General features: G+C 62.8%; 20 protein-coding genes and 2 pseudogenes. 16 read left to right on the top strand and 6 right to left on the bottom strand.

From position 1 onward, the window contains the following. Window positions 1-87 precede the first annotated feature (87 nt). The 8 genes from ACF8K2_RS17515 (at window position 88) to ACF8K2_RS17480 (ending at window position 10,943) form a co-directional block, all read left to right on the top strand. A complete protein-coding gene (locus ACF8K2_RS17515) occupies window positions 88-4,929 on the top strand; it encodes a dermonecrotic toxin domain-containing protein (protein ID WP_392466388.1) in 4,842 nt (1,613 codons plus the stop codon). Window positions 4,930-5,078: 149 nt separating this feature from the next. Next, window positions 5,079-5,996, top strand: a complete 918-nt coding sequence (ctlX, locus tag ACF8K2_RS17510; RefSeq protein ID WP_264235481.1) for a citrulline utilization hydrolase CtlX — start codon at window positions 5,079-5,081, stop codon at window positions 5,994-5,996. Between the two features lie 18 nt (window positions 5,997-6,014). Next, window positions 6,015-7,058: an ornithine cyclodeaminase gene (locus tag ACF8K2_RS17505; protein WP_392466386.1), complete on the top strand. Its 1,044-nt coding sequence runs from the start codon at window positions 6,015-6,017 to the stop codon at window positions 7,056-7,058. Between the two features lie 271 nt (window positions 7,059-7,329). After that, window positions 7,330-8,109: an ABC transporter substrate-binding protein gene (locus ACF8K2_RS17500; protein WP_392466383.1), complete on the top strand. Its 780-nt coding sequence runs from the start codon at window positions 7,330-7,332 to the stop codon at window positions 8,107-8,109. 85 nt (window positions 8,110-8,194) lie between these two features. Beyond that, window positions 8,195-8,902, top strand: coding sequence for an ABC transporter permease (locus ACF8K2_RS17495; RefSeq protein ID WP_392466381.1), 708 nt, complete (start codon window positions 8,195-8,197; stop codon window positions 8,900-8,902). After that, entirely contained in the window at window positions 8,899-9,612 is a 714-nt protein-coding gene (locus ACF8K2_RS17490; protein WP_392466379.1) for an ABC transporter permease, read from the top strand. Before ACF8K2_RS17495 ends, ACF8K2_RS17490 begins: the two co-directional genes overlap by 4 nt. Window positions 9,613-9,616: 4 nt before the next feature. Further along, on the top strand, window positions 9,617-10,435 hold the full coding sequence (locus tag ACF8K2_RS17485) for an ABC transporter ATP-binding protein (RefSeq protein ID WP_368971370.1): 819 nt from the start codon (window positions 9,617-9,619) through the stop codon (window positions 10,433-10,435). A gap of 13 nt (window positions 10,436-10,448) precedes the next feature. Beyond that, window positions 10,449-10,943 (top strand): Lrp/AsnC family transcriptional regulator, encoded by a 495-nt coding sequence (locus tag ACF8K2_RS17480; protein ID WP_186555026.1) that lies wholly within the window; start codon window positions 10,449-10,451, stop codon window positions 10,941-10,943. On the opposite strand, the gene ACF8K2_RS17475 is transcribed toward ACF8K2_RS17480, so the two are convergent. The 3 genes and pseudogenes from ACF8K2_RS17475 to ACF8K2_RS17465 all read right to left on the bottom strand — a co-directional run. Further along, on the bottom strand, window positions 10,918-12,621 hold the full coding sequence (locus tag ACF8K2_RS17475) for a putative bifunctional diguanylate cyclase/phosphodiesterase (protein ID WP_392466374.1): 1,704 nt from the start codon (window positions 12,619-12,621) through the stop codon (window positions 10,918-10,920). The genes ACF8K2_RS17480 and ACF8K2_RS17475 overlap by 26 nt on opposite strands. 12 nt (window positions 12,622-12,633) lie before the next feature. Next, the gene (locus ACF8K2_RS17470) at window positions 12,634-13,743 is read right to left on the bottom strand and encodes a methyl-accepting chemotaxis protein (RefSeq protein ID WP_392466476.1); all 1,110 of its coding nucleotides are present in this window, start codon (window positions 13,741-13,743) and stop codon (window positions 12,634-12,636) included. 174 nt (window positions 13,744-13,917) lie between these two features. Then, window positions 13,918-14,199: pseudogene (locus ACF8K2_RS17465) on the bottom strand (PAS domain-containing protein); the annotation flags it as partial. Window positions 14,200-14,472: 273 nt separating this feature from the next. Between ACF8K2_RS17465 and ACF8K2_RS17460 the strand changes: the two are divergent. From ACF8K2_RS17460 to ACF8K2_RS17440, 5 genes are all read left to right on the top strand, one after another. Beyond that, window positions 14,473-14,787 (top strand): helix-turn-helix domain-containing protein, encoded by a 315-nt coding sequence (locus tag ACF8K2_RS17460; RefSeq protein WP_186555029.1) that lies wholly within the window; start codon window positions 14,473-14,475, stop codon window positions 14,785-14,787. 206 nt (window positions 14,788-14,993) lie between these two features. Then, complete coding sequence (locus ACF8K2_RS17455; protein ID WP_186555030.1) at window positions 14,994-16,304, top strand: C4-dicarboxylate transporter DctA; 1,311 nt, start codon at window positions 14,994-14,996, stop codon at window positions 16,302-16,304. Window positions 16,305-16,374: 70 nt separating this feature from the next. Beyond that, the gene (locus tag ACF8K2_RS17450) at window positions 16,375-17,079 is read left to right on the top strand and encodes a FadR/GntR family transcriptional regulator (protein WP_368971364.1); all 705 of its coding nucleotides are present in this window, start codon (window positions 16,375-16,377) and stop codon (window positions 17,077-17,079) included. 16 nt (window positions 17,080-17,095) lie between these two features. After that, on the top strand, window positions 17,096-17,791 hold the full coding sequence (locus tag ACF8K2_RS17445) for a GntR family transcriptional regulator (protein WP_264235471.1): 696 nt from the start codon (window positions 17,096-17,098) through the stop codon (window positions 17,789-17,791). A gap of 120 nt (window positions 17,792-17,911) precedes the next feature. Then, window positions 17,912-19,009: a hypothetical protein gene (locus ACF8K2_RS17440; protein ID WP_392466369.1), complete on the top strand. Its 1,098-nt coding sequence runs from the start codon at window positions 17,912-17,914 to the stop codon at window positions 19,007-19,009. On the opposite strand, the gene ACF8K2_RS17435 is transcribed toward ACF8K2_RS17440, so the two are convergent. Continuing rightward, entirely contained in the window at window positions 18,993-19,421 is a 429-nt protein-coding gene (locus tag ACF8K2_RS17435; RefSeq protein WP_264235469.1) for a PACE efflux transporter, read from the bottom strand. The genes ACF8K2_RS17440 and ACF8K2_RS17435 overlap by 17 nt on opposite strands. Before the next feature lie 104 nt (window positions 19,422-19,525). Between ACF8K2_RS17435 and ACF8K2_RS17430 the strand changes: the two genes are divergently transcribed. The 3 genes and pseudogenes from ACF8K2_RS17430 to ACF8K2_RS17420 all read left to right on the top strand — a co-directional run bounded on the left by ACF8K2_RS17430 (window position 19,526) and on the right by ACF8K2_RS17420 (window position 22,428). Continuing rightward, window positions 19,526-20,398: a LysR family transcriptional regulator gene (locus ACF8K2_RS17430; RefSeq protein ID WP_392466365.1), complete on the top strand. Its 873-nt coding sequence runs from the start codon at window positions 19,526-19,528 to the stop codon at window positions 20,396-20,398. A 143-nt stretch (window positions 20,399-20,541) separates the two neighbouring features. Beyond that, a pseudogene (mcpA, locus tag ACF8K2_RS17425) lies at window positions 20,542-21,573 on the top strand (methyl-accepting chemotaxis protein McpA); the annotation flags it as partial. 114 nt (window positions 21,574-21,687) lie between these two features. After that, window positions 21,688-22,428, top strand: a complete 741-nt coding sequence (locus ACF8K2_RS17420; RefSeq protein WP_372353318.1) for a methyl-accepting chemotaxis protein — start codon at window positions 21,688-21,690, stop codon at window positions 22,426-22,428. A gap of 71 nt (window positions 22,429-22,499) precedes the next feature. On the opposite strand, the gene ACF8K2_RS17415 is transcribed toward ACF8K2_RS17420, so the two are convergent. Both ACF8K2_RS17415 and ACF8K2_RS17410 read right to left on the bottom strand, forming a co-directional pair. Next, window positions 22,500-23,564 carry a hypothetical protein gene (locus ACF8K2_RS17415; RefSeq protein ID WP_392466364.1) on the bottom strand — a complete coding sequence of 355 codons (1,065 nt, stop codon included), beginning with the start codon at window positions 23,562-23,564 and terminating at the stop codon, window positions 22,500-22,502. A 66-nt stretch (window positions 23,565-23,630) separates the two neighbouring features. Further along, entirely contained in the window at window positions 23,631-24,008 is a 378-nt protein-coding gene (locus tag ACF8K2_RS17410) for a RidA family protein (RefSeq protein ID WP_186555036.1), read from the bottom strand. Window positions 24,009-24,019: the final 11 nt, after the last annotated feature.

Below are 24,019 nucleotides of genomic sequence, written 5' to 3'. Positions count from 1 at the left end.
GCTCCCCCAAAAAAGGTGTTAGCCGAATACACACCCCAGGCCAGGCGTGCTGATTAGCCTCGCTGCTCCACCTACCAGGAGCAGCACATGCCCCCTCCACTGCCGCATCATCTCACCTCGATCCATCAGCGCATGCCCTACTGGCTGCGCCAGGCCACCGCCGAGCAACGCCACACGCTCAAGTGCCGTGTGCAACGCAGTCACGCCGCTACCGGCAAGCTTGCAAAGGCCATGGCAGCCATACAATCAGTAGAACGTTTTTGCCGCCCACTGCTGCAAGACGCACTCAAACACTGGTACCCCAGCCTCAATGCGCCCCAGGTGGACGTCGCCCAGTTTCAGGACAGAACGGCGGGGCACTATCGTTCGATGTCCTGGCTGGAAGCTGCCCTGCAGAACCTGGAAGCGAATACGCCGATTCGGCTCTATGCATCGCTGCACGCTGCGCAGACCTGGACCGATGACAGCGCCAGGTTCGTCAGCGGGGTGCGTAACCTTGATCTGGGGGAGCGCTACCTGAATCATCTGCGCGAGCATGTCGACTCCGATGACTTTCTTGGCTTGCTGCGCGCCCAGGACCACGCCGCCTTTGCCGCTGAACTGAGCGCAGCACACTTGCAAGGGCGCATCGACAGCCGCGGGCTGGCCTTGGGCGAAGCGGCGCTGGCAGGTGCGAACCAAGTACCGACGCTACAAGGTTCGACGAAATTGCAGTGTGGCTACCTGAGCGTGCTCGGTACTCCACTCAACGGCCCGCTGCTGGTGCGGCGACGCCCACAGGGCCAGAGCGAACCGTGCCTGCTCTATTTGCCAGGCGATCGCGACGGCGCGATACGCCAGTATCCATCGCTGCAGGCAGCTGGAATCGCCCTGACCCGGCGACTGTGGAACGATGACTTTCGCCTGTTTTTCCAGCATTTCGTCAGCCACGCGCAGCAACCCGCCTTCGTCGCACGCTTGCGCCAGACTCTCTACCCGCGCTACCCCTACTCAACGCTCCATCCAACAGCACCAGTGCTTGAACCGGGCCAATCGTTCAGCTGGATCAAACGCGCGTTTCCTTCCCCGCGTGATCTGTGGCACGAAACCCTGGACAAGAATGCCCGCCTGCCCCTGGAATTTACCCAATGGTCAGGCAACTGCTTCACTGCCCGGGCCAGCAACCAGGTTCAAGTCACACTTGCCGATGCCGTGACGTTAGCCGTGCCTACCGCGCAAGTAGACGCAAACAGGCAACGCGAACGAATCCTGGGCTGGCTCGGCGTGGGTCTGGGTGTGCTGAACGTGGCGAGTTTGTTCATCCCGGCCCTTGGCCAAGTAATGCTGGTAATCGGTGGAGCTCAAATCGTCGATGAGTTCCTCGAAGGGGTGCACGCACTCAACGACAGCGACACCGAGGCAGCCATCGGCCATCTGTTCGAGCTGTTCGATAACCTGCTGCAGGTGAGCGTGCTGGGGGCGGCACATGCCGCAATCGAGCTGGCCGGCCCTCTGGATGCCTGGCTTAGCATTCCCGGAAAGGCCGGCCCACGCTTGTGGCATGGTGATCTCGCGCCATTCACACGTGAAGCGCCGTGGCCGGCGGCCACCCCTATCAATGGCGATGGCCTGCACCGATGGCAGGGGAAACAATGGCTCAATCTCGAGGGCAAGGCCCTGGCGCTGGAGCAAAGCGGTGACGGTCAGTGGCAATTGGCGCCGGCCAAGGGGCAACAGCACCAACCGCGCCTGCTCGGCAATGGCCAGATCCCGTGGCAACTTGAACATGAACAACCGTTGAACTGGGATACCGTGAAACTGCTTAGGCGCATCGCCAACAGCGACCCTACGGTGAGCAACCAGTCCCTGCTGCGCGCACTGCGCTGCACAGGCTACAGCGAAGCGGCCGTTCGCCGCGTAATGGCTGACCAGCAAGCCGCGCCCGCCCTGCTGCTCGACAGCTTGCAGGCGCTGGACGCCACCACCCTCCCTGCTAGCGCGACCTGGGCTGATGACAGCGTGCTCGCTCGGCAGTTTCCTTCGCTCAGCGCCAGGGCTCGCGCTGAGATTCTTGCCAAAGCCAGCCCCAAGGACGTTGCACAAATGCGCCAGAGCGGCCGGCTCCCCCTTGCACTTGGCGAAACGGCCCGCGTCTACCTGCGCGAAGCGCGCATCAACCATGCCCTGCAGCGCTTCTATCAACAGATCGGCCCGGTCCAGGACCGTGATGCGCTGATCGTCGGAACACTCGATCGATTGCCTGGCTGGACTGCACAGGTTCGTATCGAACTGCGCCAAGGCAGCATGCGCGGCGCGCTGCTCAAAGCGTCCGGTGCAGCCGGGCGTCCGGTCAAAACGTTGGTGCGTAACGAGCAGGGCTACCAGCCACATGATGAACAAGGTCAGCCTTTAGCCAGCCACATGGATGTCTACCAGGCCATCCTCAATGCCCTTCCCGATAGCGAGCGCAATGCCCTGGGCTTGGACATTCACCAACCCTTGCAGCTGCGCGATGCGCTCTTCGAGAAAGCCGCCAGCGACCGCCCCCACAGCGCCAGGCAGCTGGGCATGGCGCCGCTGCGCGTGCTCTATCGCCTGCCAACCCGCGTTGGGCAGGACGGTCGCATCGGTTACCCGCTCAGTGGACGTGGCCAAGGCTGGGCCGGTGATGATGAAGTGTTCGACGCGCTGTTTCCCAGCCGCGAACCTGGAGATCGTGAATGGTTACGCCAACGCTTGCGCCAGCAAGCAGGCAGTACCCCTGGCGCCTTCGGCAGATTGCTCGAGGGCCTGCGCGCCGATCTGCAAAGCCTCAACCGTACCCTAGACATCTGGGTCAACGATCCGGATGGCATCGCCATGGAGGCCATCGAGCAACGACGGGGCGCGCGCACCGAGGCCGCGCAAAGAATACGCCAGGCGTGGCGCAGAGAAGGCCAGCCAGGGGATGTCGGACTGACCTTACAGGCAGAGCATCTGGGCCCCCTACCCAGCCTGCCAACCCCGCTCGAGCACGTAAGGATGCTCATGGTCACCGGCTCACGCAGCGGCGAGGCAACTAACCTGGAGGGATTCCTGCAAGCCTTCCCAGGCGTTCAATTGCTGGATATTTCCTCCAACATGCTGCGCTGGCTGCCTGAGCCCATCGCCCAGATGCGCGAATTGCAAGCATTGGATGTCGCGGAAAACTTCCTCCCGCTCGATGGCGAACAAAACCTCAATGTGCTGACTCGCCTGACGCGGCTACAGCGCCTGAACCTGACCGATGCTGCTGAAAATCTTCCGGTTGCAGCGCTGCAACGCCTGGCGCAGTTGCCACACCTGGAAGCGCTGCAACTCGACCTCAACAACCTGACCCTGCAAACCGGGCATTTCCAAGCCTTGCACGACTGGCCTGCACTGACCGAACTCAGCCTCGGCTCCAACTACATCACCTTGACCGCCGAGAGCCGCGCAGCACTCGCTCAACTCACTCGCCTGCGCTCGCTGCGCTTGGGTGAAAACCCATTGCAGCTGGCACCCGATGTCAGCGCCTGGCAACACCTGGAGTCGTTGGACCTGGGTCAGTGCGAACTCACCCAGTGGCCCCAGGGCCTGGCTGACCTGATGAACCAGCGGCCACTGGTGTTACGCTCACTGGACCTGAGCGACAACAGCCTGGTCGATGCACCGGCGTTACACAACACTGCATTCGCCGAAGCGATCCGTGCCGAAGAAGACGCAACCTTCTACGACTTCGACGGCAATCCATTCGCCGAACCCGCCCAACGTGCCCTGCGTGATGCTGGCTTGGCAGCGATTCCCGACATGGACGCGCTCGAGGCGCCCGCCCAAGTGTGGAATATCGAGCTTCCCGCCGACCTCCAAGCGCAACGTCAAGCCAACGCCGAGGACCCCATGTGGGCCCCGCTGTACCAGCTGTTCGAGCGCATGGTCGATACCCCGCAATACATTGCCAGTCCATCCCGGATGCGCCAACGGATCGTCCACATCCTGCGTGCGCTAACCTCGCAAGCCATTGCCGACGATGACGGCGGTTGGGGCTTGGCGCAGTTGCATCAGCAGTTGATCACCCAGATAGAAGCCGCCGCCCAAGCGTGCGTCGACCAAGCCAGCTTGTTGTTCCAACAGGTCGAGACAGATGTCTCGATTTGGCGCGCGGTCGCTACCGCCCAAGCGGATGCTGGCGACGAGGTCGTTGCGGTATCCGTGGCCACCGCCATGGCGCGTCAGAGCCGACTGGATGCCCAAGTGACCGCCGTGTACGACGCCCGCGTCGCTCGGCGTAACGCATTGGCAGCCGCAGAAGACGACGCAGCGCGCCAGGCGGCTCCCGCCTTGCACCCTGATGACGATCTGAGCGACGCGCTGTTGAGCAACCCGCAAAGCCCGCTGGATGAAATCGAAATGGCGCTGGTTGCGCGGATCTACCTCGCTGACCGGCTGGGCTTGCCCGAGCAGCCCGGACAGATCGCCTTTGGCTATTTGGCCAACCTCAGCGAGGCGACGCTAGAACGCCTGGCAGTAGCGGTTGAGCGCGAGACAGATGCTCGTTACCTGGCGCACTGGGCCAGCGAGCAACGCTTCTGGCAGGCCTGGACCCGGCGCTTGCGTCCGGCCTCGTTCGAGGCGTTGGCGCGAGACTGGGAAGCGGCTTCGGAATACTTCAATGAACTCAGCGAGGCAACTTCCAGCCCCGGCCCCTACAGTGGTCCCGCTGTGCCCGAACGCTTTGTCGCTGCACTAGAGCGACAAACCCAGGCGGTGCCTGGCCTGATCTGGCGGATCGACGGCGTGTTGCAACGCATCGATCTGGTTTCCAATCGCTACCCTGGCGAGAGTGCCTTGTATGAGCTGGCAGGCAGGTTGCTGCTAAGCACCCGTCGCCAAGCAGAACAAGCGCTTTATGCTCAGCTGGCTGAAGAATTGTTCCACGTCAGCCAAGCCTGATCAGGGCGGCTTTGACAACGTGCAGCCGATTCGGCTGCACACCCCACCTTTTCAGCTGGACCTGCTGAACTCCAGCCGCGCTTCAGCCGGGATTTCATCACCCTTGAGCGGACAATGGACACACAGCCCACCTGTGGATGCGTGCCCTAATGCAAACAACAAATACCGTCCTCATGATTCGCCCGGCGCGGTTCGCCTTCAACCCCGATACCGCCAGCAACAACCGTTTCCAGCAGGCCCCGCTGGATCCAGAAAGCGCCAGCCGCAAAGCACTGGAAGAGTTCGATGGCTACGTCGACACCTTGCGCCAGCACGGGGTCGAGGTACTGGTGGTGCAAGACACCCCTGAGCCGCACACCCCAGACTCGATCTTTCCCAACAACTGGTGGAGCAGCCATGCCGACGGCAGCCTGGTGCTCTACCCCATGGAGGGCCACAACCGCCGCCTGGAGCGCGACAAGGGCGTTTTGCAGGTTATCCGCGAGCGTTTCAGCATCGGCCAGACCATCGATCTGAGCCCGCTGGAGCAGCAGAATCTGTTCCTCGAGGGCACTGGCAGCATGGTTTTGGACCGCGAACACCGGATCAGCTACGCCTGCCACTCCGACCGCACCCATGAGACCGCGCTGCGCCAATTCGCCGAACAGCTGGACTATCGCCTGTGCCTGTTCCATGCCGTTGATCGCCAGCAGGCGCCGATCTACCACAGCAACGTAATGATGAATGTAGGCCGCCAGCTCGCCGTCGCCTGTCTCGATGCCCTGCCCCACGCCCATGAACGCAAGGCCTTGGAACACTCGCTGCGCGATACCGGCAAAGACATCCTTGCCCTGGGTTTCGAGCAGCTGGAGAACTTCGCCGGCAACATGCTCGAAGTCCACGACAAACAAGGCCAACCACTGCTGGTGATGTCGCGCAGTGCCTGGCGCTCGCTCGACAGCCGCCAGCGCAGCCAGGTCGAGCGGCACAACCGGCCGGTGGTGGTGAACATCGACCATATCGAACGCATCGGCGGCGGCAGCGCCCGCTGCATGCTCGCCGAAGTGCACCTGCCCGTGCGCCATTGACCCTTGAAGGAGACCATCATGACCCGCTACATCGACGTGCAAGACCTCGCCCGCCTGGTCAATCGCAAGGGCCTGCCCAGCTGCCTTGGCGAAATGGCCGAGTACATCCGCCAGGACTATCTGCGCTGGCACGACTTCGAGAAATGCCCACGCCTGGCCAACCACTCGCCTGACGGGGTGATCGAGTTGATGCCGGTATCGGACGCCAACCTGTATGCCTTCAAGTACGTCAACGGCCATCCGAAGAACACCCACAATGGCCTGCTCACGGTCATGGCCTTTGGCGCCCTGGGCGACGTCGACACCGGCGCACCGGTGCTGCTCAGCGAAATGACCCTGACCACTGCCATCCGTACTGCCGCCACATCAGCCCTGGCCGCCCGCTACCTGGCCCGCTCTGGCAGCCGCAGCATGGCACTGATCGGCAATGGCTCGCAGAGCGAATTCCAAGCCATTGCCTTCCATACGATGCTGGGGATCGAGGAGATCCGTCTGTATGACATCGACCCCGACGCATCGGCCAAGCTGCTGGCCAACCTGGCCGGCTACCCTGGCTTGAAATTGACTATTGCAGGCTCCGTGGCCGAGGCGGTACGCGGCGCCGACATCGTCACCACGGTGACTGCCGACAAGGCTTACGCGACCATTCTCACCCCGCAGATGATTGAACCGGGCATGCATCTGAATGCCGTGGGCGGCGACTGCCCCGGCAAGACCGAGTTACACCGGGAGATCGTCGAGCGAGCGCGGGTGATCGTCGAGTACGAGCCGCAGAGCCGCATCGAGGGGGAGATTCAGCAGATGCCGGCGGACTCGCCGACCACTGAATTCTGGCAGGTGGTCCAGGGGCTGGTCGCCGGGCGCGAGAGTGAGGTGCAGGTCACCCTGTTCGACTCGGTCGGGTTTGCCATCGAGGATTACTCGGCGCTGCGTTATGTGCTGGATGAGGCCAAGGCGTTGGAGATTGGCAGTGACATCGCGCTGGTGCCGACGCTTGAGAATCCGAAGGATCTGTACGCGCTGTTGCAGCCGAAGGTGGCCAGCGTCAAACGCATTGCCTGAACGGTTTTTGGGGTCTGCATTGCAGGCCCCAAAACGCCAAAACCCACGCTAAAACCGCTGTCGCACTTCTATAAACCTGTGTCGCCACAGCCGATTCTGCTGCCAACACGAACCTAACAACCGAATCGGTCAGCCCAGCACACACCAAACGACACAAAAAAACCCTCTAGCTCGCGCATCCTGAGCCCTGACCGATGAGTCACCCATAACAACAGCAACCGACCGTTCTGAACTGCCCCTACTTCAAATAACAACACCCAGGGACCTTCATATGATCCGCATGCGAAAACGCCTCGGCGTCCTTCTGCTTTCCTTGTGCGCCAGCGCCGTCCAGGCCAAGGAGTGGACTGAAATCCGCTTCGGCGTGTTCCCCGAATACCCCCCGTTTGAATCAGTCGCCGCAGACGGCAGCCTGCAAGGCTTCGACATCGAGCTGGGCAATGCCATCTGCGCCAAGCTGCAAGTCAAATGCACCTGGGTGCACAACGAGTTCGACGGCATGATCCCGGCTCTGCGCGCACGCAAGTTCGACGCCATCATGTCGTCGATGGCCGTCACCCCGGCGCGGCTCAAGCAGATCGCTTTCACCGAGCGCCTGTTCCTCAGCCCCACCTCAGTCATCGTGCGCAACGGGGCTGACTTCGGCGAAACCGCAGAATCGCTCGAGGGCAAACTGGTCGGCGTGCTGCAAGGCTCGCTGCAAGAAGCCTATGCCCGCGCCAAGCTGGCGCCGTTGGGTGCCCAGGTCAAGGCTTACCAGTCCCAAGACCAGAACTACGCCGACCTGATCAACGGCCGCCTCGACGCCACCGTCACCGACAAGCTCGAAGCCCAGCTCAATTTCCTCTCCAAGCCCGAAGGGGCAGGCTTCAAGTCAGGCCCGGCGATCAAGGATCCGACCTTGCCGCTGGACATCGCCATGGGCCTGCGCAAGACCGATCCCGAGCTCAAGGCCCTGCTCGACAGGGGCATTGCCGCGATCCATGCCGATGGCACCTATGCCGCGATCCAGAAGAAGTACGTCGGCGAACTGGATATCTACAACGAATGACCTGACCGGTAGCTCACCTCGCTGTCCACACCATTGTGTGGCAGCGGGCTTGCCGGCGAAGTGGCCTCCACGAGATCCCTACCCCATGAACGACTTGCTCACGAGCGGCCTGCAAGGCTTCGGCCCGTTGCTGGCCGAAGGCACCTGGATGACGGTCAAACTGGCCCTGCTGGCGCTGGCCCTGAGCCTGCTGCTGGGCCTGATCGGCGCCTGCGCCAAGCTTTCGCGCTCAGCCCTGCTGCGCATCCCCGCCACCCTCTACACCACCTTGATCCGCAGCGTGCCTGACCTGGTGCTGATCCTGCTGCTGTTCTACAGCCTGCAGATCTGGCTCAACGACCTGACCGAAGCGCTGGGCTGGGACTACGTTGAAATCGACCCGTTCAGCGCCGGCGTGCTGACCTTGGGCTTCATCTACGGCGCCTACTTCACCGAGAACTTTCGCGGCGCCATCCTCAGCGTGCCCGCAGGCCAATTGGAAGCGGCCACCGCCTATGGCCTGAGCCGGGCACAACGATTTGCGTTGGTGCTGTTCCCGCAACTGATGCGCTTCGCCCTACCGGGCCTGGGCAATAACTGGCTGGTGCTGCTCAAGTCCACCGCGCTGGTCTCGATCATCGGCCTGGCCGACCTGGTCAAGGCCGCGCAGAACGCCGGCAAGACCACCAACGACATGCTGTTCTTCCTGTGCATCGCAGGCTTGGTCTATCTGTTGATCACCACCCTCTCCAATCGCCTGCTCAACTACCTGCAGCGGCGTTACAACACCGGGATCAAGGAGCTGGCGCGATGATCGAACTGCTTCAGGAATACGGCCTGGCCTACCTTTATAGCGACGGCAGTGGGTTGTCCGGCCTGGCCATGACCCTCTGGTTGTTCGTGGTCAGCATGCTCCTGGGCTTGCTGCTCTCGTTGCCGCTGGCCCTGGCCCGGGTCTCACGCCGCGCCTGGCTGCGCCTGCCGGTGCAGTTGTACACCTTCGTGTTTCGCGGCACCCCCCTGTATATCCAGCTGCTGATTTGCTACACCGGCTTGTACAGCCTGGAGGTGGTGCGCGATTACGCCCTGCTCGACCAGTTCTTTCGCAACGCCTTGAACTGCACCCTGCTGGCCTTGGTGCTCAACACCTGCGCCTACACCGTGGAGATCTTCGCCGGGGCTATCCGCAACATCCCCCACGGCGAGATGGAAGCGGCCCAAGCCTATGGCCTGAGCGGCTGGAGGCTGAACCTGTTCCTGGTGCTGCCAGCAGCCTTGCGCCGTTCGCTACCGGCCTACAGCAACGAACTGATCCTGATGCTGCACGCCACTTCGCTGGCTTTCACCGCCACTGTCGCCGACATCCTCAAGGTGGCCCGCGACGCCAATGCCGCGACCTTCCTGACCTTCCAGGCCTTCGGCGTCGCGGCGATCTTGTACATGCTGTTGTCCTTCGCCCTGGTCGGCTTGTTCCGACTGGCCGAGCGCCGTTGGATGCGTTTTCTGAACCCTACCCGAGGCTGAACCGATGCCCCTGTCTGCCCTGTCCCTGCCCATCACCGAACTCGCCCCTGGCGCCCACAGCCTCAGCGGCACCCGCAAACTCAGCGTCGACGGCCTGCACAAGCATTACGGCGAGCACCAGGTGCTCAAGGGTGTTTCGCTACAAGCGCGCAAGGGCGATGTGATCAGCCTGATCGGCGCCAGCGGCTCGGGCAAGAGCACCTTCCTGCGTTGCATCAACTTCCTTGAACAACCCGACGCCGGCAGTATCACCCTGGACGGCCAGACCCTTGAGATCCGCCCCGGCACCCGCACCCCGCCGCCGGCTCAATTGCAGAACCTGCGCACGCGCCTGGCGATGGTATTCCAGCACTTCAACCTGTGGAGCCACCTGACCGTGCTGGAGAACATTTGCCTGGCGCCACGCAAGGTGCTGGGCATCAGTGCCAGCGAAGCCGAGGCCCGCGCCCGCACCTACCTGGACAAGGTCGGCCTGCCCGCGCGCGCAGCCGAGCAGTACCCAGCGTTTCTCTCTGGCGGCCAACAGCAGCGGGTGGCCATCGCCCGCGCGCTGGCGATGGAGCCGGAGATCATTTTGTTCGACGAGCCGACCTCAGCCCTCGACCCCGAACTGGTCGGGGAAGTGCTCAAGGTGATACAGACGCTCGCCGAGGAAGGACGTACCATGCTGATGGTTACCCACGAGATGGGATTCGCCCGCCAGGTGTCGAGCCAGGTGCTGTTCCTGCACCAGGGCCTGGTCGAGGAGCACGGCAGCGCCGAGATCCTCGATCGCCCCCAGAGCGATCGCCTGCGGCAGTTCCTTTCCAACCGTCTTAAGTGAAGTCACGCCGCATATGGATACCAAGGCCAACACCGCTCACGCCCCTGCCGCACTGGACCGCATCGATGAAGCCATCATCGATGTGCTGCGGCACAACGGGCGCATCACCTATGAGAAGCTTTCGACCCTCGTGCACCTGACTCCCAGGCCTTGCCTGGAGCGGGTGCGCAAGCTGGAGCGACGCGGTGTGATCCGCGGCTATGGCGCAATCATCGACCTGCAAACGGTCTCGCCGGGCTTGTCATTGCTGGTGCTGGTGGCCTTGTCCAACCAGAGCGGGCGCGCCGCGCAGAAAGCCTTCGAGGCCACCGTGCGTGCCTGCCCGCAGGTGTATGAATGCCAGCTGATCAGCGGCCACTTCGACTACAGCTTGCGCATGCGCTGCCGCGACATGGAGCACTACCGGGTGCTGACCGAGACCTGGATGAACAACGACGAGTTGCACATCGACAAACTGGTCGCGCACCCGGAACTGGCCTCGGTCAAGAGCACGGCGCCACAGGTGTGAGCCACTGCGCCGGCTGCAGGTAGTCGGCCACCCAACCCACCACTTCGCCCGCCGGCATGGGCCGGGCGATGCAATAGCCCTGGGCCAGTTCACAACCCAGCTCCATCAGCAGCCGGCCATGCTCGACACTCTCCACGCCCTCGGCGATCACCTCACGATCGAACGCACGGGCCAGGCCGATGACCGCGCCGGTCAAGGCCAGGTCGTCGTGGTCATGGAGGATGTCGCGCACAAATGATTTGTCGATCTTGATGGTCTGGGTCGGTAGGCGCTTGAGGTAATTGAGCGACGAATAGCCAGTGCCAAAGTCATCCAGCGAGAAGCGCACACCCAGGGCTTGGCAAGCCTCCAGGCAACGGCTGACATGGTGGATGTTCTCGATGGCGACGGACTCGACGATTTCCAGGTCCAGCTGCTTGGGGTAGACCTCGGCGTGGCGGGAAAGTGCGTCTTGCAGGCGTTGGACGAAGTCGCTGCGTTGCAGGTGGCGGGCGGCGATGTTGACGCTGACTGACCAGCGATGGCCCTGGCGTTGCCAGCCTTGCAGTTGGGCCAAGGCCTGGTCGATGACCCATTCGCCGATCTCGACGATCAGGTCGGTTTGCTCCACTAAAGGCAAGAATGCTCCGGGTGGCACCGGCCCCTTGGCCGGGTGCATCCAGCGCAGCAACGCCTCGAACCCCAACACCTGGCCCGTACGCATGTTGACCTTCGGCTGATAGTGCAGGCACAGCTCGCCCTGATGCAGGGCCTGGCGCACCCGCGCCACGGTCTGGTGGGTGGCCTTCTGCTCCTGCTCCTGGGACACATCGAACAGGTGATACCGGTTGCGCCCTCGCTGCTTGGCCACATACATGGCCTGGTCGGCATGGCGCACCAGGGTATCGGCGTCCTCGTCGTCCTGTGGGAACAGGGTGACGCCGATGCTGGCGCTCAGCGACAGGCTGCGCTCACGAATCAGATACGGCGCGGCCAACGTGTGGAGGATGCGCTGCAACGCCGCATGCAGCGGCGCACTGCCATCGATGTGACGCAAGATCAGCACGAACTCATCGCCCGATAGCCGCGCCACCGAGTCACCTGCGCGCAAAATGCCCTGCAAGCGCTGGGCGACCTCCATCAGCAGCAGGTCACCGGCGGCATGCCCGTAGCCATCGTTAACCGCCTTGAAGCCATCCAAGTCGAGCATGCATACCGCCAGCGGGATTTCCTCGCGGCGGGAAAAGGCCAAGGCCTGGTTGAGCAGGTCGGAGAGATAAGCGCGGTTGGGCAGGCCGGTCAGCACATCGTGGCCGACCCGCCACTGCAAGGTGTGCAGCAACTGACGCTTCTCGGTGACGTCGAAGCGGATCGACACATATTTGTGCACCTTGCCCGACTGCGGATCGATCAGCGGCACCATGGTGCTGTCGACCCAATACAACGAGCCGTCCTTGGCGCGGTTGCAGATTTCGCCTTTCCACACCCGGCCAGCGACCAGCGCTCGCCACATTTCGAGGAAGAACTCCGGTTCGTGCAAGCCCGAGTTGAGGATGCGGTGGTTGGCGCCCAGCAGCTCCTCGCGGCTATAGCCGGAGATGCTGCAGAACTGCTCGTTGACGTAGGTAATCCGCCCGCGCAGGTCGGTTTCGGAAAAGATCGCGGCCGCGTCCACAGCCGCGCGATAGATATCATCCATGTACATCATGCCTTAGCGGTTGAAGCGCTCAACCAGGGCGCGCAGCCCGGCACACACCTGTTCCAGTTCGGCGCCGCGCGACGCCGCGGCATTGGCACTGAGCGCGCTCTGCTGGGCAATGCCCGCCACGCCGTTGATCTGCCGCGAGACATCCTCGGCCACCGCCGATTGCTGTTGCGAAGCCGTGGCCATTTGCTGGCCCATGTCGCTGATGCGCTGCACCGCCTGGCGAATGCCGTCGAGGGCATGTTGCGCCTCGAGCACCCGCGCCACGCCCTGCTCAGCACCGGCGATACCGCGACTGGCAATGGCCACGGCCTGCTCGGCACCGCCGCGCAAACCGTCGATGATGGTCTGGATATGCAAGGTGGACTGGCGGGTTTTATCGGCCAGCGCCCGCACCTCGTCGGCGACCACGGCAAAGCCTCGGCCCTGTTCACCCGCACGCGCCGCCTCGATGGCGGCGTTGAGCGCCAGTAGGTTGGTCTGTTCGGCAATGGCGCGGATCATCCCCGCCGCTTCGGCGATGTTATCGGTCTGCCCGGCAAGCTCGGTGACCGCCTGGTTGATCTGATCGACCGTGCCGGCCAAGTCACGGATCGCCGTGCCACTGGCATCGGCCACCTGGCTGCCCTGCTCCGCTAACTGATGCGCGGTGTGCGCCTCGCCTGCGGTCAGTTGCACATGATTGGCCACTTCAGCGATGGAGGCGGCCATCTGGGTCATGGCCGTGGCACTCAGGTCGGTTTCGGCGCGCTGTTCGAGCAGCGCCTCTTCGGTGCTGCGCGACAGCCGACCGGCATCACCGGCGGCCACGGCCATTTGTCCGGCCAGATCGCTCAAGCGCGTCAGCGCGGTTTTCAGCCGCGCCTCTTCGCCGATCAGAATCAGCTCGAGCTGCCCAGCGGCGCCGGGCAAATCGCTGTAGGTCAGCGCCACTATCGGGTCGGCGAACGTGCCTTCGGCGCCGTTGACGATCCGCCGCAGTTGCCGGCCAACACCGCCATTGGCCCATACCCCATATGAGACGAACAACGCTAGCGTCAGCCCCTGCCCCGGCAGACCCGGCCACAGCTGGTTAGCCGCAACCGCCAGCGCCCCAGCCGCCACAGGCAAAGCCATAGCCTGACCAAGACCTGCCAGGCGCCGGCCGAATGACAAGGCGGGCTTGCCTGCGCGCAAGCGAGCATACAACGCCTGAGCGCGCTGCACTTGCTCGCGGGTTGGGCAGACGCGCACCGACTCATAGCCAACCAGCCGCCCGTCTTCAAGAATCGGCGTCACATAGGCATTGACCCAATAGAAGTCGCCATTCTTGCAACGGTTCTTGACGATGCCCATCCAGCTTTTGCCAGCCTTGAGGTAGCGCCACATGTCCTCGAACACCGCTTCGGGCATATCGGGATGGCGCACCAGATTGTGCGGCTGGCCGATCAGCTCAGCTTGGCTGAAGCCACTGATGGCGGCAAATTCGGCATTGCAGTAGGTGATCAGGCTGGCCGTATCGGTGGCCGAGATGAGCCGTTGCTCTGGCGGGAAACGTTGTTCGACCGGCGAAACCGGCAGGTTGAGGCGCACGATGAGACTCCATTCGCAGACGAAACGGCGCCCTGCCTTGATGGCAGCGGCTTACCGGAACCGTTCATCCTTGACCAGCTCCAATGTCCAACAACGGCTAGCGCGACCTTACAGGCGGTCGAATCACCTTGGACATTAACTTGAATGACTGATCAGTCAAAGAAGCCGATTCTACGAAATTCATCACATTTTGCCAATAAATGTGATGAATCATGGCGTTGCGCTATGACGATATATATCGTTAAGTTCTTGATTCCAAATGGGAATTAAGAGATGACGATGTCAGGTCTAGGATCTGCCCTGCGTCGCTACCGCAAGCTCGCCGGATTGACACAGGCTCAGCTTGGCGAGCAAAGCGGCTTCGACCCCAAGACCATCAGTCGTTTTGAAACCGGCACCTACACCCCCAGCATTGACGCGTTGCAGGTGTTTGCCAGGGTGCTAGGGATCAAGCTCAAGGCCTTCTTCGCCGAACCGGACGACGAAGAGGATCAGCGCGCCTACCTGTTCGGTGTCGTTCACAACGCAGCGCCCAAGGACCTCGCCAAGCTGATCACCGCCGTCAATCAGGCGCTGGCCAAGGCCTGAAAACTACGCGTGCACCAGACCAGAGCGGTCGAGACATAACTGCACCACAACTGGTCAGACCGGTAAGGCCAAAATCGCTTGCTTTGTGTGATTTTTCGCGCTTTTATGGGGGCGCACTGAACAAACCGGTAAGACCACAATAATTAAGTCCTGCGCTCTTTGACCCTGCGCCATCGAAGCAAGGACACCGATCAGAGACCCCTCCCATGCTTAAATGGTGCTCGCGTTCGATCTTCCTCCAAGTGGTGCTAGGGCTTGCCCTGGGCATTGCCTGCGGCCTCAGTTTTCCCGAAGTCTCCCTACAGCTAAAACCCCTCGGCGACGGCTTTATCAAGCTGATCAAGATGCTCATCGGCCTGATCGTGTTCTGCGTGGTGGTCAGCGGCATCTCCGGTGCTGGCGACCTGAAGAAGGTCGGTCGGATTGGCCTGAAGTCGGTGATCTACTTCGAAGTGCTGACCACCCTCGCCCTGGTCATCGGCCTGGTGTTCGCCTTCACCTCCGGCATTGGCAGCGGTGCCAACATCCACCTCGATCAGCTGTCCACGGCCGACGCCAATGGCCTGGCCGAGCGCGGCCAGCACATCCATGGCACCGCCACCTTCCTGATGGACTTGATCCCCACCTCGGTGGTGGGCGCCTTCGCTGACAACAACATTCTGCAAGTGCTGCTGTTCTCGGTGCTGTTCGGCAGCGCGTTGAACCTGGTGGGCGAGTCGGCCTCGGGTATCTCGCGGCTGATCAACGAACTCAGCCACGTGATCTTCCGCATCATGGGCATGATCGTGCGCCTGGCGCCGCTGGGCGTGTTCGGCGCCATCGCCTTCACCACCAGCAAATATGGCCTGGAGTCGCTGCAGCACCTGGGCGGTTTGGTGGCGCTGTTCTACCTGACCTGCGCAGGCTTCGTGCTGATCGTGCTGGGCACGGTGATGCGCCTTTCCGGCCTGAAGCTGTTGCCACTGATCAAGTACCTGCGTGAAGAACTGACCATCGTCATGGGCACCGCCTCGTCCGACGCCGTGCTGCCGCAGATCATGCGCAAGCTTGAGCATCTGGGTATCGGCAGCTCGACGGTCGGCCTGGTCATCCCTACCGGGTACTCGTTCAACCTCGACGGTTTCTCCATCTACCTGACCTTGGCTATCGTGTTCATCGCCAATGCCACCGGCACGCCGCTGGCCATGACTGACCTGCTGACCATCCTGTTGGTGTCGCTGGTAACGTCCAAGGGCGCGCATGGCATCCCAGGCTCGGCGCTGGTGATTCTCGCCGCGACCCTGACCGCCGTGCCGGCGATCCCGGTGGTTGGCCTGGTGCTGGTGCTGGCGGTGGACTGGTTCATGGGTATCGGCCGGGCGCTGACCAACCTGATCGGCAACTGCGTCGCCACCGTGGCCATCGCGCGCTGGGAGAAAGACATCGATCTTGAGCGGGCCAACAACGTGCTTAGCGGCAAGCCGGGCTTCGCGCCGCTGCCGCGCAAGCAGCCCAACGCCCATCAACAGGAATTCTGATTGACCCAGGCCGGCCACCGCGCCGGCCTGTTCAAGGAGCTTTGATGCAACCTTCGACAGGGAGCAAACCATGATCAGCTCATCGACCGTGGTCACCTCAGTGGTGGAAAAACTGCGCCAGGCGCTGGCTCGTGGCCAGTGGCGCACTGGCGAGATGCTGCCGGGCCAGCGCGAGTTGGCCGAACAACTGGGCATCAGCCGGCCCAGCCTGCGTGAAGCGGTAACCGTGCTGGAAACTCTCGGCCTGGTGCGTTCGCTGCCCGGCAAGGGCGTGCTGGTACTCGAGGCCGAAGCCGCCCAGCCCGAGCACCTCAGCGATGGCGTGGGCACAGCCAGCCTGGCCGATGTACTGGAGCTGCGCTACACGCTTGAGCCGTTCATCGTCGGCCTGGTCGCGCAGTCGGCCAACAGCCAGGACATCGGCCAATTGCGCCTGACCCTGATGGACATGCGCGAAGCGCTGGATGCCGGTGACAGTGAAGCCGGCGTTGGCGCCTACATCGCCTTTCACCAGGCGCTGTTCGCCCTGACCACCAACCCGATCTTCCAGAGCGTGGTGCAGCAGACCGGCAATGCCCTCAAGCAGAGCGCCGACATGCTGCGCAACTCGCCAGAACACCTGGCCGCGCGGCTAAGCGAGAACGAAGCGGTGGTGCGCGCCATCCGTGACAAGAACAGCGCCCAGGCCAGCGCTCAGATGCGTCGGCACATTCTTCAGGAAGGCCAGCGCATGGGCATCGAACTGAATATCCCGGACGAACATCCCGGGCCCTGAATCTAGGAGAGCGACCATGACCGCCTGCGCCCACGCCGCCTCGCACTTGCCCGCCCTGCTCAGCGCTGGCGAGACTCGCCTGTCGGCCGAGCAGATCTACCCGCGCCTGTTCGACGCCATCCTCGAACAGCGCCTGCCACCCGGCAGCGCCCTACCCGAACAGGCCTTGGGCAACGCCTTTGGGGTAAGCCGCACGGTGATCCGGCGGGTGCTCGGGCGCTTGTCGGACCAGCAAGTGGTGGTCCAGCGCCCCAGCCACACGGCGCACTTGGCAGCACCCGATCCAGAGCAAGCGCGCCAGGTACTGAGCGCCCGGCGCCTGGCCGAGACCACGTTGATCACCCTGGCCACCCAGCGTGCGCGGCCCACGCAGATCCGCCAGCTACGCCAGTTGGTCGAACGCGAACGCCAGCACCATGAAAGCGGTGAACGCTGCACGGCGATCCGCCTGGGCGGCGAGTTTCACCTCAAGCTCGCGCAGATGGCCGCCAACGCGCCGCTGGCGCGCTTTCTCAACGGCCTGGTGCCGATGACCTCGCTGATCATCGCCCGCTACGAATCGCCTTGCTGCGAACACTGCGCCTGGCAGGAACACGCGGCGATTATCGATGCGGTGGAGAGCGGCGACGGCCAGGCGGCCCTGGCGCTGATGCATGAGCACCTGGACCGCTTGGAAGCCAAGTTGGACCTCGGCCCGCACGCAATGTGCTGAACTGGCGATAAGCGCGGGCAGGCATGCCGTTTGCCGCAAAAGGGGCCGCCTTCCGGCCCCACTGCCTGCCCTTACCTATAATCAGGTAACCACCCAGCCTCTATCCAGGGGGCTATTTGCGTGAACCCGCGTGTTGCATTGGTCGTGCTCTGCCTATTGCTGGCCCTCTCCGGTTGCGCCAGCAAGCGCCCGCCTGCCCCGCCGCCGCCTGCCGTGCTGAGCGCAGCGATGTGGCAACAGATCGACCAGGAGCTGATCGAGGCTTCGGTCGGCGCCACAGGTTCAGCCAATGACTATGCCCGGCGCTCGATGCGGGTGTGGAAGGAGCAGGTTCAGCAGCGCACCGAAAGCGACTTCATTCCATGGTTCACCGGCTATTGGACCCAGCAATGGCTGACCATGAAAGTGGCCTGGTACAAGATGAACAGCGGCAATGGCGCTGATCCACCGGAGAAACGCTTGGCGTTATATCTGCAAGAGCAGTATCACGACCGGGTGATTGAACCGGTGGCCGAACAGATCAATCCCGAGGCTATCCGTGATCGCGCCAGCGAATTGTACTTGCAGCTGTTCGGCCAACAGTTGCCAGCGATTATCCAGCGCTATAACGCCCCGCCCGATCAGATCAGCCAACGCCTCAACCGTGTCCCGGCAATCGCCCTGGGCCCGCCGGATGCGCGTAACGCCACGCTGTACCAGTTGCTCAGGGCCAAGCCGCTGAATGAGCAACCGGCCTGGCTTGCTTTACGCCAGCACCTCAATCAGCAGGCGGCGAAGCTGGCCAGCAAGACCCAGGTTGGGCTGTCATCGGTGGCCACCCGCGCCAGTGAAAAACTTGGCGCGACCCTGGCCCCGCGCGGTATCGCCAGTGCGGTCGCCGCTGCGGTGGGCAAGGCGGCGGGGGCGTTGATTTCGGTGGCGGCGACCGGCATCGGCATGATGACCCACGATCGTGAACATCCACAGATGGTCGAGCAGTTGCGGGTGATTCTGAATGTGGCGCTAAACGAGGAATGGAAAGAGCTGATGGAGAATCGCCAGAGTGGCGCGATGGCTGGGGTGTATTACTTGTCGGGGCAGGTGGAGGACAGCCTTTTGAGCAAGGATGCACAATCACAGGCGCCTGCACCGGCCTCATCGCGGGGCGAGCCCGCTTCTACAGGGTTGTCGCTGATCCGCGATGAGGCCGGGGCAGCTAACCTCAAGCCGTGGCCATAGCCGAAGTCGGCAAGCCAAAGATCCGATCGAACGCCCAGTTGTAGGCAAAGGTGTAGCACGGCACCAGCACGATGAACGCCAGGTCCACCAACAATGCTTCCATCAGGGTCATGTCCAGCCACCAGGCAATCAGCGGAATCAAATACACCACCAGCGTCAGCTGAAAGCCTATGGCATGGCCAATCCGCCGCGCCACGCTGCGCCCGCGCTTGACCTGGCGGCTCTCCCACCACTCGAACAGGCTGTTGTAGATCAGGTTCCAGAGCATGGCGATGGTGGTGATCATCACCGCCAAGGGCCCGGTGTGCGACGCCTGGGTATCCGACAGGTAGGCAAGCCCAAGGGTCGACATGCACAGGCCGATCAGTTCATAGAAGGTCACGTAGACCAGTTTGCGTTTAAGTCCTTGCACCGGGTTACCTCGGGTGATGCGGTTACGAAAGCGGTGCAGGATGCTTCAATCAACTTGACAGAGAAAGTCAGCAGCTTTCAAATTAATTGAAAGGAGCTGACCCTATGAATTTTTCCAGCGATACCATCCAGGTGTTTCTCGCGGTACTCGACCACGGCTCGTTCTCGGCAGCGGCGCGGGCGCTCAAGCGGGTGCCTTCGGCGGTGAGCATGGCCATCGGCAACCTCGAAGCGGAGCTTGGCTATGCGCTGTTCGAGCGCGGTTCGCGCGAGGCCCGGCCCACTGCCCAGGCCAAGGCTCTGGAGCCGCATGCCCGGCTGATCGCCGAGCAGCTGGGGTTGCTGCAAGTGCATGCCTTGGAGTTGTCCCAGGGATTGGAAAGCAGCCTGGCCATTGCCGTGGTGCCAGACATCGATCACCGCCCCCTGTTACGCGCCATTGCCAGCCTGGCCGAGCGCTACCCATTGCTCGACATCGAGCTGCTCAGCGCCCCGCAAGAGGAGGCCTTGCAACTGCTCGACAGCGGTCGGGTCAGCCTGTGCCTGGCCTTTGCCGGGCTGCAGGTCGATCCACGCCGCAGTTTTCAGCACATCGCCAGCGAGTCGTTGGTCGCAACACTTTCACCTCACCATCCGACGCTACTTAGCGGACGCATCCGCTACCTGGAGGATCTGGTCAACGTGCGGCAGATCCTGGTCTGTAGCAGCGAGCTCCCTCTGGCCGACCCGCGCTCGCTGATCGGCGCCAGTCATTGGCGCAGCAACAGCCTGGACCTGGCCTTGCAGATGGTCGAAGCCGGGCTTGGCTGGGGCGATTTTCCCGTGTCACGGGTAGCGCCATTGATAGCTGCCGGGCGGTTGGTGCGGCTGGATTTTCATAACACGCACAATGCCCTGGAGCTGCCTGTGCATGCGTTCTGGGGCAAGCAGCAGCCGTTGCGCCAAGGCGCGCGGACATTGGTTGAGTTGTTGGCATAGCCGTCCGTCGACATCGCATGAAGAACAGCCGGTAACTGTTTCAACATTTTTCACCCTGAGCCGATAAAACCTTTGAAAGGTCCCGCCATCGCGCCACGAGCGCACGGCGCCCTCCCCCAAGAAATGGCTCAAGGTCTCGAAACATGAACCTGAAGTTCCGCCACAAGATTCTCCTCAGCGCCTGCGGTGTCGTCGTCCTGGCATTCGCACTGTTCACCCTCTACAACGACTACCTGCAACGCAGCACGATTCGCCAGAATATCGAATCGACGGTCCAGCAGTCCGGCGCGCTCACAGCGAGCAGCGTGCAGAACTGGATGAGCGGACGCATCCTGGTCCTGGAAAACCTCGCCCAGGACATCGGCCAGCAAGGCGCTGGCGACAACTTGGCGGGGCTGGTCGATCAGCCTTCCTACACGCGCAACTTCCTGTTTACCTACCTTGGCCAGGCCAACGGCGTGTTCACCCAGCGCCCCGACACGCAGATGCCGGCAGGTTACGACCCACGCCAGCGCCCCTGGTACGGCGCCGCTGCCAGCGCCGGACAAACAGTGCTGACCGCCCCCTACCAAGGCGCAGTGGGCGGCCTGATGGTGACCATCGCCACCCCGGTCAAAGCCAAGGCCGATGGCCAGCTGATCGGCGTGGTCGGCGGTGACCTGACCCTCGATACCCTGGTGGAGATCATCAACTCGGTGGACTTCGGCGGCATCGGCCACGCGTTCCTCGCCGATCGCGATGGCCAAGTGATCGTCAGCCCCGACAAAAGCCAGCTGATGAAGAACCTCAAGGACATCTACCCCGCCAGCAACCTGCGGGTCGAGTCGGGCATGCAGGATGTGACCCTCAACGGTGAAGAGCGACTGATCTCGTTCGCACCCGTGACCGGCCTGCCTTCGGCGCAGTGGTACATCGGCCTGTCGATCGACAAAGACAAGGCCTTCGCAGCGCTGAGCCAATTCCGCACCTCGGCGATCATCGCCATGCTCATCGCCGTGGCGGCCATCGCAGGCCTGTTGGGGTTGTTGATTCCAGTGCTGATGCGCCCGCTGACCACCATGGGCCGGGCCATGCGCGATATCGCTGAAGGTGAAGGCGACCTAACCCGCCGCCTGGATGTGCAGAACAAAGACGAGTTCGGCGAGCTGGCCAGCTCCTTCAACCGCTTCGTCGAGCGTATCCACGCCTCGATCAGCGAAGTGTCTTCGGCCACCCGCCTGGTACATGACCTGTCGGAAAAAGTGGTGAGCGCCTCCAACGCCTCGATCACTGGCTCCGAAGAGCAAAGCATGCGCACCAACAGCGTGGCGGCGGCAATCAACCAGCTCGGCGCCGCCACCCAGGAAATCGCCCGCAACGCCGCCGATGCCTCGCAGCACGCCAGCGGCGCCAGCGAGCAGGCGCATGACGGCCGCCAGGTGGTCGACGATGCCATCAACGCCATGACCGCGCTGTCGCTGAAGATCAGCGAGTCGTGCGAGCAGATCGAAACCCTCAATGCCAGCACCGACGACATCGGCAAGATCCTCGACGTGATCAAGGGCATCTCGCAGCAGACCAACCTGCTGGCCCTCAACGCTGCCATCGAGGCCGCGCGGGCCGGTGAAGCCGGGCGTGGCTTTGCCGTGGTGGCCGACGAAGTGCGTAACCTGGCGCACCGCACCCAGGAGTCGGCCGAAGAGATCCACCGCATGATCACCAGCCTGCAAGTGGGCTCGCGTGAAGCGGTGCACACCATGAACGCCAGCCAGGTGTCCAGCGAACAGACCGTGCAAGTCGCCAACCAAGCCGGTGAGCGCCTGGCCAGCGTCACCCAGCGCATCGGTGAGATCGACGGCATGAACCAATCGGTGGCGACCGCGACCGAGGAGCAGACGGCGGTGGTCGAAAGCCTCAACCTGGACATCACCCAGATCAACGCGCTGAACCAGCAAGGGGTGCAGAACCTCAACGAGACCCTGGTGCACTGCGATGCCCTCAGCCAGCAGGCCGGGCGTTTGAAGCAGTTGGTGGGTAGTTTCCGAATCTAACCAGCCAAGGACAAGCCCGTTGCTACCGGTCGATACCGATCCTGTAGCAGCGGGCTTGCCTCGCGATGCATCTAGACCGCCAGCGCCTTACTCACCCGCCCACGCCGCACCCACGCCAGCAACACCGCCGCCATCAGCACGAAGCCCAGGTAGCCGAAGAACGGATACACCTCGCCCACCAGGCTGATGAACCCCACCAGGCTGCAGCCGAACGCCGCCACGCCCGTCACCAGCGAGCCCCAGCGAAACTGCGCAGTCCCCGCCGGCAACAGCCGCGACAAGAACGAAAACATCGTCCCCACCGCCGTGTTGACGATCATGCCGAAGATGATCAGGCACATCACCACGCCCAGCAGTGGCGACACCTCGTTGGCAATCGACAACATCGGCATCGGCAGCTCAGCCACGCTGTCCAAGCGTGACAACAGCCCGGCGCTCATCACCAGCATCAGCAAACCCAGCGCCGCCCCGCCAATCAGCCCACCCCAGATTGCCGTCTTCTCGCCCTTGGCCGAGCCACCGAGAATCGCCAGGATCGGCGCACCGGCAACGATGTTGTAGGACACATACAAGAACGCCCCCAGCAACCAGTGCCGAGTGCCTGCCTGCTGCTGGCTGGCCAGCACATCCAGCTCGGCAAAACTCTGCTCGCGGGTGAACACGGCGTACAAGGCAATCGCCGAGGCGACCAGAATCAGCAGCGGCGTGATGGCGCCGATGGCCAGAATCACCTTCTGCACATCCAGGCACACGATCGCCACCACCACCAGCGTCACCAGTACGCTGCCGGCCAGGGCCGGTATGCCGAACTGCTGTTCGAGCAACGCCCCGCCACCGGCGAGCATCACCACGGTCACGGCGAACATGAAGAAGGTGATAAGCCAATCGACGAACAGCCCCAGATGACGGCCACAGATGGCCTGGATCACGTCCTTGTGCGAGGTGGCCTGTTGACGGTTGCCCAACCCCGCCAGGGCCATGCCCAGGAAGGTGAACAAGGCAGCACTGACCGCCGCGCCGACCAAGCCCCAGACTCCGAAGTCGACGAAGAACAACAACAATTCCCGTCCGGACGCGAACCCCGCGCCCACGATCACACCGATGAAGGCACCGGCGATCTTCAGCTGCTCTTGCATGTGAACCTCTGGCTGTTAGTTGTTGTTCTTGTTGGTTTTTGCACGGGTTGGCAGGCCCAGCCCCACTCAGCTCTGCCCGACAAACGCCTGCACTTCAATCTCCACATCCACCCCCAGCGCCAACGCCGAAGCCACGGTAGAACGCACCGGCAAGGCCGCGCCGAAGAACGCCTTGTACACCTCGTTGAAGCCGGCGAAGTGGCTCATGTCCGACAGCCACACGGTCACCTTCACCACTTGGTCGAAGCGCGCCCCCGTCGCGGCCAGGCTCTCGCCAATACGCTCGCACACCGCGCGGGTCTGGGCCTGGATATCGCCGCGTACTACCTCACCGCCCGGGGTCATCGGCACTTGGCCCGAGAGGAACACAAAGCCTCCAGCCTTGACTGCACGGGAGAAGGGAAACGGCAAACTGCTCGGAAAACGCTGGATTTCATTGCTCATGACAAGCTCCT

Origin of the sequence: Pseudomonas sp. xss_2, assembly GCF_043104195.1 — a bacterium.
Lineage (GTDB): Bacteria > Pseudomonadota > Gammaproteobacteria > Pseudomonadales > Pseudomonadaceae > Aquipseudomonas > Aquipseudomonas urmiensis.
The sequence above is the reverse complement of the archived record's forward strand: the minus strand, read 5'-3'. Positions and strand labels throughout refer to the sequence as shown.

Coding starts and splice junctions, on each gene's coding strand:
- ACF8K2_RS17450 (WP_368971364.1), top strand. CDS start 16,375: ATGATCAGCTCATCGACCGTGGTCACCTCAGTGGTGGAAAAACTGCGC.
- ACF8K2_RS17455 (WP_186555030.1), top strand. CDS start 14,994: ATGCTTAAATGGTGCTCGCGTTCGATCTTCCTCCAAGTGGTGCTAGGG.
- ACF8K2_RS17505 (WP_392466386.1), top strand. CDS start 6,015: ATGACCCGCTACATCGACGTGCAAGACCTCGCCCGCCTGGTCAATCGC.
- ACF8K2_RS17495 (WP_392466381.1), top strand. CDS start 8,195: ATGAACGACTTGCTCACGAGCGGCCTGCAAGGCTTCGGCCCGTTGCTG.
- ACF8K2_RS17500 (WP_392466383.1), top strand. CDS start 7,330: ATGATCCGCATGCGAAAACGCCTCGGCGTCCTTCTGCTTTCCTTGTGC.
- ACF8K2_RS17420 (WP_372353318.1), top strand. CDS start 21,688: ATGCGCACCAACAGCGTGGCGGCGGCAATCAACCAGCTCGGCGCCGCC.
- ACF8K2_RS17485 (WP_368971370.1), top strand. CDS start 9,617: ATGCCCCTGTCTGCCCTGTCCCTGCCCATCACCGAACTCGCCCCTGGC.
- ACF8K2_RS17445 (WP_264235471.1), top strand. CDS start 17,096: ATGACCGCCTGCGCCCACGCCGCCTCGCACTTGCCCGCCCTGCTCAGC.
- ACF8K2_RS17460 (WP_186555029.1), top strand. CDS start 14,473: ATGACGATGTCAGGTCTAGGATCTGCCCTGCGTCGCTACCGCAAGCTC.
- ctlX (WP_264235481.1), top strand. CDS start 5,079: ATGCAAACAACAAATACCGTCCTCATGATTCGCCCGGCGCGGTTCGCC.
- ACF8K2_RS17480 (WP_186555026.1), top strand. CDS start 10,449: ATGGATACCAAGGCCAACACCGCTCACGCCCCTGCCGCACTGGACCGC.
- ACF8K2_RS17430 (WP_392466365.1), top strand. CDS start 19,526: ATGAATTTTTCCAGCGATACCATCCAGGTGTTTCTCGCGGTACTCGAC.
- ACF8K2_RS17515 (WP_392466388.1), top strand. CDS start 88: ATGCCCCCTCCACTGCCGCATCATCTCACCTCGATCCATCAGCGCATG.
- ACF8K2_RS17490 (WP_392466379.1), top strand. CDS start 8,899: ATGATCGAACTGCTTCAGGAATACGGCCTGGCCTACCTTTATAGCGAC.
- ACF8K2_RS17470 (WP_392466476.1), bottom strand. CDS start 13,743: ATGGCTTTGCCTGTGGCGGCTGGGGCGCTGGCGGTTGCGGCTAACCAG.
- ACF8K2_RS17415 (WP_392466364.1), bottom strand. CDS start 23,564: ATGCAAGAGCAGCTGAAGATCGCCGGTGCCTTCATCGGTGTGATCGTG.
- ACF8K2_RS17475 (WP_392466374.1), bottom strand. CDS start 12,621: ATGGATGATATCTATCGCGCGGCTGTGGACGCGGCCGCGATCTTTTCC.
- ACF8K2_RS17410 (WP_186555036.1), bottom strand. CDS start 24,008: ATGAGCAATGAAATCCAGCGTTTTCCGAGCAGTTTGCCGTTTCCCTTC.